This window comes from Betaproteobacteria bacterium (genome assembly GCA_016791345.1).
Taxonomy (GTDB): Bacteria; Pseudomonadota; Gammaproteobacteria; order Burkholderiales; family JAEUMW01; genus JAEUMW01.
The window spans coordinates 1-15,557 of sequence record JAEUMW010000086.1 but is presented as its reverse complement, the minus strand read 5'-3'; the positions used below and the strand labels follow the sequence as shown (position 1 = coordinate 15,557).

Below are 15,557 nucleotides of genomic sequence, written 5' to 3'. Positions count from 1 at the left end.
CGCAGACGGATACCGCGAGGCGCAGGGATTGCTCGCGGCAGCTGCCTGCCTGTCGCGGGCGCAGATCGCGGCGCGCCAGGGCGACCGCCTCGACGGTCCGGGGCGTCGGGCGTATGCGGATCTGGTCGAACGCCGCTCGCGTGGTGAGCCGTATGCCTATCTCGTCGGACGGCGCGAGTTCCACGGTCTGGATTTCCGCGTCACCCCTGCCGTGCTCATCCCCCGGCCGGAGACGGAGATCCTGGTCGACGCGGTGCTCGCCCGAATCGGGCCCGATCAGGACGCGCGAATACTGGACCTCGGTACCGGCAGCGGCGCCATCGCCATCACGCTGGCGCGCCTGCGACCGTATGCCGAAGTATCCGCGACCGACAGCAACGCCGCTGCGCTCGGCGTGGCGCGCGAGAATGCCCTGTCGCTCGCCGCGCGCGTGCGTTTCCTCGAGTCCGACTGGTACGCCGGGCTCGCGGCAGAACAGTTCGACGTGATCGTGTCCAATCCGCCCTACGTGGCGGCCGGCGACCCGCATCTCGATCGGGGCGATCTGCGCTTCGAGCCGCGTGCGGCCCTCATCGGCGGCGCGGACGGCCTCGACTGCCTCCGCGCGCTCGTGGACGGCGCAGCCCGTCATCTGACTCCGGGCGGTGCGCTCTTCTTCGAACACGGCCACGACCAGGCGGCCGCCTGCCGTGAACTGTTGGAGGTGGCGGCCTTCCGGTCTATTTCCACGATACGCGACCTGGCGGGAATCGAACGTGTGACTTGCGGTCAAATCGCTCGCCATTGACCGGAAAGGGCGCTTGCCCGTACCATTCCCGAGTCTTTCCATCAGTCATTTAGTCGCCCGTTTTCAAGGAGTTGTCATGAGCGTTCAGGAAGAGATCAAGCAGCAGGTGACGATCAATCCGGTTGTCCTGTACATGAAGGGCACGCCGGATTTTCCGCAATGCGGCTTCAGCGCCACCGCCGTGCAGATTCTCAAGGCCTGCGGCGTGACCGAGTTCTACTCGGTGAACGTGCTGGAGGATCCGGACATCCGCCAGGGCATCAAGGAGTTCGCCAACTGGCCGACGATTCCGCAGCTCTATGTCGGGGGCGAGTTCGTGGGCGGCTCCGACATCATGCGCGAGATGTATCAGAGCGGCGAATTGCAGAAGCTGGTGAAGGAGAAAGTCACCAGCTGACGGATGCGGCAGGAGAGACCCGGAAGCCGGCGCGAGCCGGCTTCTTCACTTCTGCGGGAGCCGCGCGCGAGCGCGTGCGATCGCGGCCCTGACCTGAGCAGGCGCGGTGCCGCCGATATGGTCGCGCGCCGCGGTCGATCCCTCCGGCGTCAGCACGTCGAACACGTCCGCCTCCACGAGCGGCGAGAACCCGCGCAGGTCGGCGAGACGGAGTTGAGCGAGATCGCAGTCGCGATCGACGGCCAGTCGCACCGCGCGGGCGACGGCCTCATGAGCATCCCGAAAGGGCAATCCCTTGCGCACGAGGTAATCGGCCAGGTCCGTGGCGGTCGCATAACCCTCCAGCGCAGCCGCTCGCATCCGCTCCGCGTTCACCGTGAGGCCACGCATCATGTCGGCGTAGATTCTGAGCGTGGCAGCAAGCGTGTCGACCGTGTCGAAGAGCGGCTCCTTGTCCTCCTGGTTGTCCTTGTTGTAGGCGAGCGGCTGACCCTTCATCAGCATCAGCAGCGCGACCAGGTGGCCGGCGACCCGCCCGGTCTTGCCGCGGACGAGTTCCGGCACGTCGGGGTTCTTCTTCTGCGGCATGATCGACGAGCCCGTGCAGTGGCGATCCGCCAACTCGACGAAGCCGAAGCGCGGACTCATCCACAGAATGAACTCTTCCGAAAGCCGCGACAGGTGCGTCATCACGATCGCTGCCGCCGCGGCGAATTCCATGGCGAAGTCGCGATCGGACACGGCGTCGAGCGAATTCTCGCAGACACCATCGAAGCCCAACTCCCGCGCCACCCGCTCCCGGTCGATCGGGAACGAGGTGCCGGCCAGGGCGGCAGCGCCCAGCGGTAGACGATTCAGGCGCCTGCAGCAATCGTGCAGTCGCCCGCGGTCTCGCTCCAGCATTTCCACGTAGGCCATGAGATGGTGGCCGAACGTTACCGGCTGCGCGACCTGCAGGTGCGTGAAGCCCGGCATGATGGTCGCCGGGTGCGCCTCCGCCAGGTCGAGCAGCGCACGCTGCAGGTCGGCGATGAGGAGCGTGCTCTCCTCGATCGCGGCACGCAGGTACAGACGGATGTCCGTGGCGACCTGGTCGTTGCGCGAGCGTGCCGTGTGCAGACGCTTGCCGGCGTCGCCGACGAGCGCCGTGAGCCGCTTCTCGATATTGAGGTGCACGTCCTCGTCGTCCACCGACCAGGGAAACGCGCCCGCGCGGATTTCGTCGAGGATGACGGACAGCCCACACTCGATCGCGGCCAGATCAGCCGTGGTCAGGATTCCTGCCGCTTCGAGCATGCGTGCGTGCGCGAGCGACCCCTGGATGTCGAACGCCGCCAGACGATGATCGAAGCCGATCGACGCGGTGTAGCGCTTGGTCAGTTCGTCCAGCGGTTCGGCAAAGCGGCCGGACCATGTCCCGCCTTCTGAATCCACGTCGGGCGACCTTTCGTCGGGCATCGGGTTTGCTTTGAGGGAGGCTCGAGCGCGCCGACGCGCCCGTTAAGTCTTCCGAAAAATACCTGAAAAATCCTTGAGTTCTGCCACCCACGGGTGACATGGCGAGTATAAATCAAAACGGCGAAGCCGTTGCGCTGCCGAACTTTCGCAATCTTGGCGTCATGCTGCGCGTGCTCGTCATGGCGAATGCGATGGCGCTGGCCGCGGCAGTGGTGAAAGCGCCGACGCTCGACACGACGGGTCGTCAGCTCGTCGAGATTTCCTCGCTCTTCCAGCCGATCCTGCTGCTCACCCTGCTCGCGCTGATGGCGGTGAGCCCGGTGCTGCAGAAGCTGTCCTATCCGGCCGGGATCTGCGCGATCCTCGCGCTCGCAGTCCTGGTAACCGTGCTGGTATGGGAATACGGCGCGACCCTGATGGGCGGGAGTGATGGCCTCGCCCGCGCCGTCATCGTGGCGCTAGCGGCCTCCGCGGTCATCGTCGGTTACTTCAATATGCGCAGCCGCCTGCTTTCGCCGGCGCTCACCATCGCGCGGTTGCAGGCGCTGCAGGCGCGCATCCGCCCGCACTTTCTCTTCAACAGTCTGAACGCGGTTCTGTCCTTGATCCGGGCCGAGCCGCGCCGCGCCGAAGCGGCACTGGAAGACCTGGCCGATCTCTTTCGGGTCCTGATGCAGGACAACCGCCAGCTCGCTCCACTCACCCGGGAAGTGGAGCTCTGCCGACAGTACCTGGATCTCGAGCAGTTGCGGCTGGGCGCGAGGCTGCGCGTCGCCTGGCATGTCGAGGACATGCCGGAGGACGCCCTGATGCCGCCGCTCCTGCTGCAGCCGATCATCGAGAACGCCGTCTACCACGGGATCGAGCCCGCCATCGAGCCGGGCACGGTCAGCATCAGCATTTACCTCAAGGGCAAGGCGCTGCACGCAGTCGTAACCAACCCCGTGCGCAGGCAGGGGCGGCATCACTCGGGCAACAAGATGGCGATGGCGAACATCCGGGAGCGGCTCGCGCTCCACTTCGACGCCGAAGCCGGCATCACGAACACCGCGACGGAGAGTACTTACAATGTCCACATCGTTATCCCATATGTCACTGCTGCAGCCCGCTGAGGATCCGCCGATCGGCAGCATTGTCGGTCGTCAGCTGCGCATTCTCATCGTCGACGACGAGGCGCCGGCACGCAGCCGCCTGCGGGACCTCCTGAGCGACTGCAGCCACAAGATGCCGATCGACGTCGTGGGCGAAGCGGCGGACGGGCGCACGGCGCTGGACATACTGAGCAGCCACCCCGCGGATGTGGTGCTTCTCGACATTCGCATGCCGGAGATGGACGGGATCGAGTTCGCGGAACAGCTGCGGAAGCTTCCCGACCCGCCGATCGTGATCTTCACCACTGCCTATGATGCCTATGCCATCAAGGCGTTCGAGCTCCACGCCGTGGACTATCTCGTGAAGCCGATCCGCCTCGGGCGCCTCTTCGATGCGCTCAACCGCGTCCGCCAGTTGATGCCGGTGCCGATCGAGCCGCCGCAGCCGAAGCCTGAGCCGCGGTCGCATCTCTCGGTGCAGGAGCGAGGACGCGTCCATCTGGTGCCGATCAAGGAGATCATCTATCTCAAGGCGGAGCTCAAGTACGTCACGATCCGCACTGCGCAGCGCGAATACCTGATCGAGGAATCGTTGACACGGCTCGAAGAGGAGTTCACCGACAAGTTCCTGCGTGTGCACCGCAACTGCCTCGTCGGTCGCGCTTTCGTCACCGGCTTCGAGCGCGTCACCAACGACAACGGCGACGGGCATTGGGTGGTGAGACTGGACGGCGTGGAGGAGAAGCTTCCGGTGTCTCGTCGCCAGCAGCACGTCGTGCGCGAATTCAGCGGACCGACCCCGTCGTAGTCCGTAACGATGCCGGTTCTCGCGGCGGCCTCAGGGCCGCCGCGGCGTTTTCAGCGTGCCTTTGCGCGGAACCCCGGAGGCAAGACGGTGTGCCCAGCGGGTGGTCTCCGGCAGGCGGTAGCGGGTGGTGCACGACAGCACGCAGCGGATGGCACTGTCGAGGTCCACGCGATGACCGATCGAAATGTAGATCGGTGCCACCCCCGCACGTGTCCTCAGCACCGCCCCGATCACCTCCGCCTCGTGCACGAGCGGCACCCACGCGCCCTTGTCCGCCGGCGGGCTGTCGTGCGTGCCGATGAGTCGGCTCTTTGCCACGCCGATCGTGGGCAGATCAGTGCTCAGTCCGAGATGGCTGGCGAATCCGCAACGGCGCGGGTGCGCGATTCCCTGCCCGTCGCAGAGGATGACATCGGGACGCACCGTCACCTGCTCGAGTGCTTCCAGCACGACAGGGACCTCGCGGAAGGACAGGAGACCCGGCACATAGGGAAAGCTGACGGGCCTTTCCACCACTGCCGAGTCCACCAGTTCCAGGGACGGAAAGGCGAGCACCGCGACCGCGGCCCGCGCGCAACCGCCGGCGATGCCGACGTCCACACCGGCGACACGGTGGACCGGCGCCGGCTCACCCGTCCGGATCACGAGCGATGCGAGCGCGCGCTGGAGCGCGATCGCTTCACGCGGCGCGAGATCCCACGGGTGACTGATCGGTCGTGCGTATTCCGTCATGGTGAAACCGGAGGTGCGGGCCCCGGCATGGCAGGCAGGTAAGGCCGCTGCTACACTGTCACATCCTGGTAATGTCCCGAACAGAGGTCGTGACCGCACTTCAGACCGACGTGCAGCCGTCCGCCGCGGCTCACAGATTACCTTGGCGACTGGAAGAGATCGACTTTTCCAAGCTCGAAGCCGAGCGCGTCCGCGGCGACGACACGCTTTTCTTCTTCCTCGTCATGTCCTCGTTCGTCGAGGCGGCCTCCGACCTGTATACCCGTAATCTCAGCGCTTACTACGCCGGTGACGCCGAGGTCGAGGGTTGGCTCAGGCACCACTGGGAACACGAGGAGATGCAGCACGGCCGCGCCCTGCGTGCTTACATACGGGCGGTGTGGCCGGAATTCGACTGGGAGCGCGCCAACGCGGGTTTCTTCGCGGAGTATTCCGCGATGTGCACCCTCGACGAGTTCGAGCCCACCCGCGGGCTCGAACTGGCGGCGCGGTGCGTGGTCGAGACCGGCACCTCGTCGCTGTATCGTGCGATCCACGACTATACCGACGAGCCCCTGCTCAAGGAGCTGACGGCTCACATCAAGAGCGACGAGGTCCGCCACTTCAGTTACTTCTACCGCCATTTCCAGCGTTACCGGGCGGTCGAGACGGTGAGCCGGACGCGCATCGTGCTCGCGATCCTGAAGCGCATCGCTGAAGCGAAGAGCGAAGATTCGCTCGTTGCCTATCGACATGCCTTCCAGGTGCGCTTTCCCGAGACGCCCTTCGAAGACCGGTACTATCGCGACTACAACCGCAATCTGCGGCGCATCATGCAGCGCAATTTCCCGTTCGAGATGTCGGTCAAGATGCTGCTCAAGCCGGTTGGACTGCCGCGGCGCGTTCGCGCTCCCATGCTGAGACTGCTCGTGTACGGCGCGCGCGGCCTCATCTTCAGTTAGGGCTTCGCCATTGCCGTGCAGGCAAGGCGGCATACGTTCTCTCTTCTACGCTTTCCACTCCTGGAGATTCATCATGATCGTCGGTCGTTCCGTACGCGCCGCTCGCGCGACGCTCTGTGCAACCATCCTGCTGCTTGCACCTGGCCTGTCTCACGCCGATGCCGGCGTCAAAGTGAGCGATGCCTGGGCGAGGGCGACCGCGCCGGGGCAAAGCGTCGCCGCCGCCTATCTCAACGTCGTGAGCGTTGCACCGGCGGCGCTGGTCAGGGCGGAATCGCCAGTGGCCAGGGTCGTCGAACTGCACGAGATGAAGATGGATGGGGACGTCATGAAGATGCGCGCGATCCCGAAGGTCGATCTGCCGGCCGGCACGACGGTGCAACTCGCGCCTGGCGGGCTGCACGTGATGCTGATCGACATCCAGCAGCCGCTGAAGGTCGGCGAAAAGGTGCCGCTCACGCTGGTCATCGAAAGCGGTGGCAAGACCGAGAAGTTGAGCGTCGAGGCCGAGGTGAGAGACGCTCGCGGTGGCGCTGCCCACCATTGACTTTTGGTACGGGAGACAGACGCTCGATTATCCGGGGAGTGAAGCTGATCGTTCTGCTTGCGTTGGGCGTTGTCTGCAGCGCGTCTGCGCCCGCTGCGGAGCCCGATTCTGCAGCGGAGAAGCGCCTCTGCGCGAGCAAACCCGCGCCCATGACTGCGCTGCTCAGGGCGTCGACGCAGGCGCGGGCCGTGCCTGTTCGCCAACGGGTCGCGCTCCAGCTCGCGCCGGAGAAGACGGTGATGCTGCCAGGGACGTCGGAGGATCTTCGCCGCGAGCGGGAGAAGGCGCGCGGGGCGATATTCGCCGGCATCGTCCGCATGCATGTCACGCGTCCCGGCGCCTATCGGATCGGCGTCGATCGCGATGCGTGGCTCGACATCGCGACGGAGGGCGGCAGGCTGCTCGATCCGGCGCCGGACGAGGCCACGTTCGAGTGCGACGGTGTGCAGAAGGTGCTCGTCTACCAGTTGCCTGCTGCGGGAACGTACTGGCTGCAGATCGCGTTGAGTCCGCGGCGGGAGACGTGGCTCACCGTGATCCCTGCCGACTGAGGCACGCGGAAGTCCGGCGCCGCCCCGCGGCACGCATGCCCGCCGCACCGGTGTAGAATCCGCGCGTTTGTCGACACCGCACACCGCCATGACGCTCACTCCGTCCGCCGCCGCGCAGAAGGCCCTGTACCTGGCCGAGGCGCTGCCCTACATCCGCCGCTTTCACGGCAAGACCATCGTGATCAAGTACGGCGGCAACGCCATGACCGACATCACGCTGCAGAAGAGCTTCGCGCACGACGTCGTGCTGCTCAAACTGGTCGGCATGAACCCGGTGGTCGTGCACGGCGGCGGTCCGCAGATCGAGCAACTGCTCACGCGCCTCGGCAAGAAGGGCGAGTTCGTGCAGGGCATGCGGGTGACCGATGCCGAGACCATGGACGTGGTGGAGATGGTGCTGGGCGGCGCGGTGAACAAGGACATCGTGACGCTGATCAATCGCGCCGGCGGCAAGGCGGTCGGCCTGACCGGGCAGGACGGCCATTTCATCCATGCACGCAAGCTCCTGCTGCCCAACCGCGAGCGGCCCGAGGAGCTGATCGACATCGGGCAGGTGGGCGAGATCGCCGGCATCGATCCGGGCGTGATCGATTCGCTCGAAAGCGGGGGCTTCATCCCGGTCGTGGCGCCGATCGGCATCGGACCCGAGGGCGAGTCCTACAACATCAATGCGGATCTGGTGGCGGGCAAACTCGCAGAAATCCTGCAGGCCGAGAAGCTCATCCTCCTCACCAACACGCCGGGAGTGCTGGATCGCGACGGCAACCTGCTGACGGGGCTCACACCGAAGGGAATCGACGAACTCGTCGCCGACGGCACGCTATCCGGCGGCATGCTGCCGAAGATCTCGTCGGCGCTGGATGCGGCGCGCGGCGGCGTGAAGAGCGTGCACATCATCGACGGGCGGGTCGAGCATGCACTGCTGCTGGAAGTCCTGACCGACGAGGGCGTGGGCACGCTGATCCGGTCGAAATGACCCCGATGGCGGGCCGGCAACGGCGGTCGTGGGCCTGGATCTTCGATCTGGACAACACGCTGCACGACGCCACCCCGCACGTCTTTCCGCATCTCAACCGGTCGATGACCGCGTACCTGGCGCATCACCTCGATCTCGACACCGAGCAGGCGAGCCGGCTGCGCCGCCATTACTGGAAGCGCTACGGTGCCACCCTGCTCGGTCTCATGCGCCACCACGGCACCGACCCGCATCACTTTCTCAGCGTGACCCACGACTTTCCGGACCTGACGCGCATGGTCCTGCGCGAGCCGGGACTGCGCGCCGCCCTGTGCCGACTGCCAGGGCGCAAGGTCGTGTTCTCCAATTCGCCCGTCCGCTATGCCGAGGCGGTGCTGCGCATCCTGCGCATCACGGATCTTTTCGATGGCATATTTTCCATCGAGCACACCGGCTTCCGGCCGAAGCCGGACCCGGCCGGTTTCCTGCGGCTGCTGCGTCGGCACGGGCTGCATCCGCGCGCCTGCGTAATGGTCGAGGATTCTCTGCCGAATCTGCGTACTGCCCGGCGGCTCGGCATGAGGACGGTGTGGGTGAGCGCCGGCGGCCGGGTGCCGGATTACGTGGACGTCGTCGTGCGCAGCGTGCGTGATCTGCCTGCTGCCGCGAGGGCGCTGGGCTGACAGGGACGACGGGAGAATACGGGCATGCCGATCACCAGACCCGGGGAACGGAAGAAGCAGATTCTCGAGGTCCTGGCGGAGATGCTCGAACGCCCTTCCCCCGGGAAGATCACGACCGCGTCGCTCGCGGCCCGGCTGGACGTCTCGGAGGCCGCGCTCTACCGCCACTTCGCGAGCAAGGCGCAGATGTTCGAAGGGCTCATCGAGTTCATCGAGGAGACGATTTTCGCGCTCGCCAACCGGATCAGCGTCGAGGAGACGAGCGGCACGAAGCAGCTCGAACGGCTGGTCTCGATGCTGCTCGCCTTCGCGCAGAAGAACCGCGGCATGACCCGGGTGCTGATCGGCGAGGCACTGGTGCACGAGAACGAGCGGCTGCAGCTTCGCATCAATCAGCTGCACGATCGACTGGAGGCGACGATCAAGCAGGCACTGCGCTTCGCGGCGAGCCAGCGCGAAACCCGGATCGAGTTCGACGCCGCGGCGCAGGCGAACCTCATCATGTCCTACGTCGTCGGGCGCTGGCACCAGTTCGCGAGAAGCGGCTTCAAGCGCGATCCGCTCGAATACTGGCCGCGCCAGTGGCACGGGCTCATGCCCGGCTGAGCGCCTCGCGCTGACGCGGCGAACTGTTGCTCGGTCGGAACAAGAGCCCGCTCGTCGACACCCGCAGCTCCCACTCCATGCTGCGATCCGCCGGCACGAACGAAGCCGAACCGTATTCGGCGTCGAGCAGCGGCGACAGTGCCTCGAACTCGTGCCGCAGGTCGAACATGTCGAAAGGCTTCGAGCGCGCGAGCGGGTATACGGTGCGCACCCGCGCCTGCTCCTCTTCGAGCCGGCGGTAGCGACCGGCAACGCGGTCGAGTTCGTACTGGGTATGCAGCCCGAGCAGATTCGCGACCGGCTTCCACTTCAGGATGTGGGCATCGACGTAGAGTTCGTTGCCGGCGAGGAGGTAGGTCGCCGTGCGGCCATCGGGAAAGCGGAACTTCGCCGTGAAGCGCTCGGGTCCGGCGGGCTCGACCCGTACCCAGGCGGCGACTTCCTCCTTCGCGAGCGCCTGGTAGCCGAGCGTGCCCACGCTCACGATGGCAAGCAGCCCGGCGAAGGGGATCAGCAGAACGCTCACGCATCCGCGCAGCGCAAAGGAGAGCGGCTGCCAGCGCGCGAGCGCGGTGACCGCGGCGATGAGGAACGCGAGCCCGATCGCGCCGACCGCGATGGCGATGAGGGAAAGCGGCAGGTCCAGGCTCAGTGCTCCATCAAGGGCGCGTCGTCGGCAGGCAGGTGCGCGTCCTGCAGCCCGAATCGCCTACCGCGCGGGCGAGCGGCCGCGTTTCGGCAGCGGCATCAGCTTCGGCGCCTCCGCCAGCAGATATTCCCGGAACGCGAGCGCGGACGCAGTCAGCCGCTTCTGTGCCCGGTGCACCAGATACCATTGGCGCACGATCGGGAAATCCTCGACGTTGAGCACCACCAGCCGCCTGGTTTCGACCTCCAGCTCGCAGGTGTGCAGGGAGATCACCGACAGCCCCATGCCCGCACCGACGACGGCCTTGATCGCCTCGTTCGTATCCATTTCGATGCCGCGGTTCAACTTGACGCCGTGCTCGGTGAAGAAGCGCTCCATGGCGTGCCGGGTGCCGGACCCGGGTTCGCGCACGAGGAAGCTCTCCTCCTCCAGGCGCGACAGGGGGATCTTCTTCAGCTTGGCGAGGGGATGGTCGGGTGCCGCCACGCACACCAGCGGGTTGTCCATGATCGGTTCCGCCTGCAGTTCCATGTTCTGCGGCGGGCGCCCCATGATGGCGAGGTCGACCTCGTTATCGGCCAGATGCTTGAGGACGTTCTCGCGGTTCGCGACGTAGATGCTGACCGAGATCTTCGGGTGCATCTTCTGAAAGCGGGCGAGCAGCTTGGGCACGAAATACTTGGCCGTGCTGATCACCGAGATGATGAGCCGCCCGCGCTCGAGCCCCTTCAGCTGATCGAGCACCTCCTCCACTTCCTTGAGTTGCTGCGCGATCGACCGGCTGTACTGGTTGAGTTCGCGGCCGGCGTCGGTGAGGTAGATCTTCTTGCCGAGCTGCTCGAACAGGGGGAGGCCGACGTTGTCCTCGAGCTGCTTGATCTGCATCGAGACCGCGGGCTGGGTGAGGTGCAGTTCCTCGGCCGCGCGGGAGAACGAGAGGTGGCGCGCAACCGACTCGAAGACCCTCAACTGACGCAAAGTGAGGTGCAGCACGGCGCGCTTGTTCCTGTTCCCGACGTCCGCGTGATCTTATCATAATGATCAGAATAATTAACTTGTTCTGATGATTACGCGCGGACTATAGTTTGGCCTCGTTTTCAGGGGCGTCGCGGGGAGACAGCCGCATCCCTCGCGACCCGAAACAAGCCGCCGCATCGGAGGAAATCATGGCCGTCAAAAAGTACAGCGCCGGGGTCAAGGAGTACCGCAGCACCTATTGGGAACCCGACTACCAAGTCAAGGACACTGACATCCTGGCCTGCTTCAAGATCACACCGCAGCCCGGGGTCGACCGCGAAGAAGCGGCAGCCGCCGTCGCCGCCGAATCATCGACCGGCACCTGGACCACGGTGTGGACGGACCTGCTGACCGATCTCGACTACTACAAGGGGCGCGCCTACCGCATCGAGGACGTGCCCGGCGACGACAGCTGCTTCTACGCCTTCGTCGCGTATCCCATCGACCTCTTCGAGGAAGGCTCGGTGGTGAACGTGTTCACGTCCCTCGTCGGCAACGTGTTCGGCTTCAAGGCGATCCGCGCCCTGCGCCTGGAGGACGTGCGCTTCCCCATCGCTTACGTGATGACCTGCAACGGCCCGCCCCACGGCATCCAGGTCGAGCGCGACAAGCTCAACAAGTACGGGCGCGCGCTGCTCGGCTGCACCATCAAGCCCAAGCTCGGGCTGTCGGCGAAGAACTACGGCCGCGCCGTGTACGAGTGCCTGCGCGGCGGCCTCGATCTCACCAAGGACGACGAGAACGTCAACTCGCAGCCCTTCATGCGCTGGCGCGATCGTTTCCAGTTCGTCATGGAGGCGGTGCACAAGGCGGAAGCGGAGACCGGTGAGCGCAAGGGTCACTACCTCAACGTCACCGCGCCATCGCCGGAGGAAATGTACGAGCGCGCTGACTTCGCCAAGGAGCTGGGCGCGCCGATCATCATGCACGACTTCCTCACCGGCGGCTTCTGCGCCAACACGGGGCTCGCGCGCTGGTGCCGCAAGAATGGCGTGTTGCTGCACATCCACCGCGCCATGCACGCCGTGCTCGACCGCAATCCGCACCACGGCATCCACTTCCGCGTGCTCGCCAAGGCGCTGCGGCTCTCCGGTGGCGACCACCTGCATTCGGGCACCGTGGTGGGCAAGCTAGAAGGCGATCGCGAAGCCACGCTGGGATGGATCGACATCATGCGCGAGCGCTTCGTGAAGGAAGACCGCAGCCGCGGCATCATGTTCGACCAGGACTGGGGTGCGATGCCGGGCGTCTTCCCGGTCGCCTCGGGTGGCATCCACGTTTGGCACATGCCGGCGCTGGTGTCGATCTTCGGCGACGATGCGTGCCTGCAGTTCGGCGGCGGCACGCTCGGACACCCGTGGGGCAACGCCGCCGGCGCTGCCGCCAATCGCGTCGCGTTGGAGGCGTGCGTCAAGGCGCGTAATGAAGGCCGCGCCGTCGAGAAGGAAGGCAAGGAAATCCTGACCGAGGCCGCCAAGTCCAGTCCGGAGCTCAAGGTGGCGATGGAAACCTGGAAGGAAATCAAGTTCGAGTTCGACACCGTCGACAAGCTGGCCGTGGGCCATCGCTGACCGGTATCGCCGACCCCACACGAGGACCACGACCATGAGTGAAGTACAGGACTACAAGTCGCGCATTTCCGATCCGGGCAGCCGCAAGTTCGAGACCTTCTCGTATCTGTCGTCGATGACGCCGGACGAGATCCGTCGGCAGGTGGAGTTCGTCGTGAAGCAGGGCTGGAATCCCGCCATCGAGCACACCGAGCCCGAACAGCTGAGGGGTTCCTACTGGTACATGTGGAAGCTGCCGATGTTCGGCGAGACCGACGTCGACCGCATCCTGGCCGAGGCGGAAGCCTGCCACAAGGCCAACCCGCGCCACCACGTGCGCCTCATCGGCTACGACAACTTCAAGCAGTCCCAGGGCACGGCGATGGTGGTCTACCGCGGCGCCACCGTCTAGAGCTTCGGCGACACTCGCGCAAGGCCCCCGTCGCCGCAAGGTGCCGGGGGCTTTGTTCTAGAAGGACACGGAAGATGAACGAAGAGGTCCGGCAATATCTGATTCGGGAGCAGCCCTACTACCGCGCCGTCGGCGACGAAGTGGCGCTGTACGAGGCGGCGTATTCGGTGCGCATGCCGATGATGCTGAAAGGTCCGACCGGCTGCGGCAAGACTCGCTTCGTCGAGTACATGGCGTGGAAGCTCGGCAAGCCGCTCATCACCGTCGCCTGCAACGAGGACATGACGGCCTCCGACCTGGTCGGGCGCTTCCTGCTCGATGCCACCGGCACGCGCTGGCAGGACGGTCCGCTCACCGTCGCCGCGCGCCACGGCGCCATCTGCTATCTGGACGAAGTGGTGGAAGCGCGGCAGGACACGACCGTCGTCATCCACCCGCTCACCGACGCACGCCGCGTGCTGCCGCTCGACAAGAAAGGGGAACTGGTGCGCGCGCACGCCGACTTCCAGCTGGTGATCTCGTACAACCCCGGCTACCAGAGCCTGATGAAGGACTTGAAGCAGTCCACCAAGCAGCGCTTCGGCGCGCTCGACTTTTCCTATCCCGAGCACGAGATCGAGGTCGAGATCGTCACCCACGAGGCCGGCATCGAGGCCGCGGCGGCGGGCAAGCTGGTGGCGATCGCCGAACGCGCGCGCAACCTCAAGGGGCACGGTCTCGATGAAGGCATCTCGACGCGCATGCTGGTGCACGCCGGGTCGCTGATCGCGCGCGGTGTCGCGCCCATCGACGCCTGCCGCGTGGCACTGGTGCGGCCGATCACGGACGACCCGGACATGCGCGACGCGCTGGACGCCGCGGTGACGACGTACTTTTAGGACGAGAGAGGAGAGGAAAGAGGGCGAGCAGCGTGAAGGTGTGAAGTCGTGAATGAGCGAACGGGTCAATCCCGCCTCCGCCTCCCGCTTCCCCCATCCCGTCTCACGACATGACCGTACAGCTCGAAGACTACGACGAGCTCCTGACCGAGCTCGGCGACCATCCCGCCGACGTGCTGCGCGCGGCCTGGCACGAGGCGGCTCGCGTCTTCTCGCCGCGCGGGCTGGAGGCGTATCTGCGCGGCGCACGCGCGCTCAAGTCGCTCGGGCGCGGCACCGATCTCGTCGTCTCCTTCATCCAGGGGGCGCCGGAGATCGCCCGCGAGATCGGCGAGGATGCCGTCGACGACCTGGTGCAGGCGGCGCTTGCCATGGCGTCGAAGACGAGCGGCGCCGTCATCGCCCTGGTGTGCGCCACCGCACCGCTCGCGGCGCGCCGGCTGGGCGACATCGAGGTCTTCCGCGGCTACCTGCGGCTGCTCGCGCAGCTGCTGGCGCAGGCGCCGCGCGGCATGCGCCCGATGCTCGACCACCTCGAGACGCTGCTCACGCAGCTCACCCTCGGCGGGCTGCGGCGCTGGGCAACCTGGGGAGCGCAGGCGCACCGCACCGACTTCGAGGCGCAGGTGCGCTATTTCGGGCTCGAGAGTCCCGACGCGCTCGCGGTGCTGCAGAAGGAGCGCCGCGGCACGCTCTTCGTCGACGTGCAGCGGCGCATCGGGATGTATCTGCGCGCGCTGTGGGGACGCGACTTCTTCCTGCGGCCCACGAGCGGCGACTTCGAATCGCGCGAAGGCTATCGGACGTACATCGCGGATTACATGATCCACATGCCGGACGCCTTCGATGCGATCGCTGAGGTGAGCGGACTCGAACTCTACCGGGCGGTGGCGACCCACGCCGCCGCCCACCTCGCCTACACGCGGGAGCCGCTGTCCGCCGAGGCGCTGACACCGCTGCAGATGGCGGTGATCGAGGTGATCGAGGACGCGCGCATCGAGGCCCTCGCGACCGGTGAATTTCCGGGCCTGCGCGATCTGTGGCTGCCGCTGCACGTGGCGAGCCCGGACGACGACGGGACCGGGGCGCTGCTGGCGCGGCTAGCCCGCGCGCTGCTCGACGCCTCACATGACGATCCGCATCCGCTGATCGCGGCGGGCCGTCAGGCGTTCGCCCAGGAAGCGCACCGCCTCGGCGACAACCGACTGTCCTGGGACGTAGGCGTGCGCCTCGCGCATGATCTCGTCGTGGCCGGTGCCGCGTACAACCCGCGTACCGACGTGCCCGCGATTCCCTATCGCGACGACAACCGCTACGTCTGGGAATTCGACGGCATCGAATACGGCGCCGGTTCGGCAGCGCTCTACCGCGAGCAGCAGGTGCGCCGGAACGTGAGCGTGATGGAGTTCATCAACGAGATCGACGTCGAGACGGCGGGAGACGACGCGCAGGAAGTGTGGGTGCTCTCGACCGAGCTCTTTCCGTACGAGGATCA

The 15,557-nt window shown here is 66.1% G+C and carries 18 protein-coding genes; 14 read left to right on the top strand and 4 right to left on the bottom strand.

Features of this window, described 5'->3' with window-relative positions; genetic code table 11:
* Both prmC and grxD read left to right on the top strand, forming a co-directional pair.
* Window positions 1–787, top strand: a 787-nt coding sequence (gene prmC, locus JNK68_03560) for a peptide chain release factor N(5)-glutamine methyltransferase (protein MBL8539429.1), incomplete at its 5' end; no start/stop codon positions are given.
* Window positions 788–863: 76 nt separating this feature from the next.
* Window positions 864–1,184, top strand: a complete 321-nt coding sequence (grxD, locus tag JNK68_03555) for a Grx4 family monothiol glutaredoxin (GenBank protein MBL8539428.1) — start codon at window positions 864–866, stop codon at window positions 1,182–1,184.
* 45 nt (window positions 1,185–1,229) lie between these two features.
* On the opposite strand, the gene argH is transcribed toward grxD, so the two are convergent.
* The gene (argH, locus tag JNK68_03550) at window positions 1,230–2,642 is read right to left on the bottom strand and encodes an argininosuccinate lyase (protein ID MBL8539427.1); all 1,413 of its coding nucleotides are present in this window, start codon (window positions 2,640–2,642) and stop codon (window positions 1,230–1,232) included.
* Between the two features lie 98 nt (window positions 2,643–2,740).
* Here argH and JNK68_03545 point away from each other — a divergent pair, with 98 nt between their 5' ends.
* Together JNK68_03545 and JNK68_03540 are read left to right on the top strand one after the other, a co-directional pair.
* Window positions 2,741–3,754 carry a histidine kinase gene (locus tag JNK68_03545; GenBank protein MBL8539426.1) on the top strand — a complete coding sequence of 338 codons (1,014 nt, stop codon included), beginning with the start codon at window positions 2,741–2,743 and terminating at the stop codon, window positions 3,752–3,754.
* Window positions 3,732–4,541, top strand: a complete 810-nt coding sequence (locus tag JNK68_03540; protein MBL8539425.1) for a response regulator transcription factor — start codon at window positions 3,732–3,734, stop codon at window positions 4,539–4,541. The genes JNK68_03545 and JNK68_03540 overlap by 23 nt, the downstream gene beginning before the upstream one ends.
* Window positions 4,542–4,571: 30 nt before the next feature.
* On the opposite strand, the gene nfi is transcribed toward JNK68_03540, so the two are convergent.
* On the bottom strand, window positions 4,572–5,273 hold the full coding sequence (nfi, locus tag JNK68_03535; protein MBL8539424.1) for a deoxyribonuclease V: 702 nt from the start codon (window positions 5,271–5,273) through the stop codon (window positions 4,572–4,574).
* Window positions 5,274–5,383: 110 nt separating this feature from the next.
* Here nfi and JNK68_03530 point away from each other — a divergent pair, with 110 nt between their 5' ends.
* The 6 genes from JNK68_03530 (at window position 5,384) to slmA (ending at window position 9,556) form a co-directional block, all read left to right on the top strand.
* On the top strand, window positions 5,384–6,214 hold the full coding sequence (locus JNK68_03530; protein MBL8539423.1) for a ferritin-like domain-containing protein: 831 nt from the start codon (window positions 5,384–5,386) through the stop codon (window positions 6,212–6,214).
* Between the two features lie 73 nt (window positions 6,215–6,287).
* The gene (locus tag JNK68_03525) at window positions 6,288–6,761 is read left to right on the top strand and encodes a copper chaperone PCu(A)C (protein MBL8539422.1); all 474 of its coding nucleotides are present in this window, start codon (window positions 6,288–6,290) and stop codon (window positions 6,759–6,761) included.
* Between the two features lie 188 nt (window positions 6,762–6,949).
* Complete coding sequence (locus JNK68_03520; GenBank protein ID MBL8539421.1) at window positions 6,950–7,312, top strand: hypothetical protein; 363 nt, start codon at window positions 6,950–6,952, stop codon at window positions 7,310–7,312.
* 88 nt (window positions 7,313–7,400) lie between these two features.
* Window positions 7,401–8,288 (top strand): acetylglutamate kinase, encoded by an 888-nt coding sequence (gene argB, locus JNK68_03515; protein MBL8539420.1) that lies wholly within the window; start codon window positions 7,401–7,403, stop codon window positions 8,286–8,288.
* 5 nt (window positions 8,289–8,293) lie between these two features.
* Window positions 8,294–8,950, top strand: a complete 657-nt coding sequence (locus tag JNK68_03510) for a pyrimidine 5'-nucleotidase (GenBank protein ID MBL8539419.1) — start codon at window positions 8,294–8,296, stop codon at window positions 8,948–8,950.
* 24 nt (window positions 8,951–8,974) lie between these two features.
* Window positions 8,975–9,556 carry a nucleoid occlusion factor SlmA gene (gene slmA / locus JNK68_03505; protein ID MBL8539418.1) on the top strand — a complete coding sequence of 194 codons (582 nt, stop codon included), beginning with the start codon at window positions 8,975–8,977 and terminating at the stop codon, window positions 9,554–9,556.
* On the opposite strand, the gene JNK68_03500 is transcribed toward slmA, so the two are convergent.
* Both JNK68_03500 and JNK68_03495 read right to left on the bottom strand, forming a co-directional pair.
* Complete coding sequence (locus JNK68_03500; protein ID MBL8539417.1) at window positions 9,543–10,082, bottom strand: hypothetical protein; 540 nt, start codon at window positions 10,080–10,082, stop codon at window positions 9,543–9,545. The genes slmA and JNK68_03500 overlap by 14 nt on opposite strands.
* A gap of 183 nt (window positions 10,083–10,265) precedes the next feature.
* Window positions 10,266–11,198: a LysR family transcriptional regulator gene (locus JNK68_03495; GenBank protein MBL8539416.1), complete on the bottom strand. Its 933-nt coding sequence runs from the start codon at window positions 11,196–11,198 to the stop codon at window positions 10,266–10,268.
* A gap of 173 nt (window positions 11,199–11,371) precedes the next feature.
* Here JNK68_03495 and JNK68_03490 point away from each other — a divergent pair, with 173 nt between their 5' ends.
* The 4 genes from JNK68_03490 to JNK68_03475 all read left to right on the top strand — a co-directional run.
* Window positions 11,372–12,793: a form I ribulose bisphosphate carboxylase large subunit gene (locus JNK68_03490; GenBank protein MBL8539415.1), complete on the top strand. Its 1,422-nt coding sequence runs from the start codon at window positions 11,372–11,374 to the stop codon at window positions 12,791–12,793.
* A gap of 34 nt (window positions 12,794–12,827) precedes the next feature.
* Window positions 12,828–13,184 carry a ribulose bisphosphate carboxylase small subunit gene (locus JNK68_03485; protein ID MBL8539414.1) on the top strand — a complete coding sequence of 119 codons (357 nt, stop codon included), beginning with the start codon at window positions 12,828–12,830 and terminating at the stop codon, window positions 13,182–13,184.
* A gap of 74 nt (window positions 13,185–13,258) precedes the next feature.
* Window positions 13,259–14,062 carry a CbbQ/NirQ/NorQ/GpvN family protein gene (locus JNK68_03480; GenBank protein MBL8539413.1) on the top strand — a complete coding sequence of 268 codons (804 nt, stop codon included), beginning with the start codon at window positions 13,259–13,261 and terminating at the stop codon, window positions 14,060–14,062.
* Window positions 14,063–14,172: 110 nt separating this feature from the next.
* On the top strand, window positions 14,173–15,557 hold a 1,385-nt coding region (locus JNK68_03475), incomplete at its 3' end, for a VWA domain-containing protein (protein ID MBL8539412.1).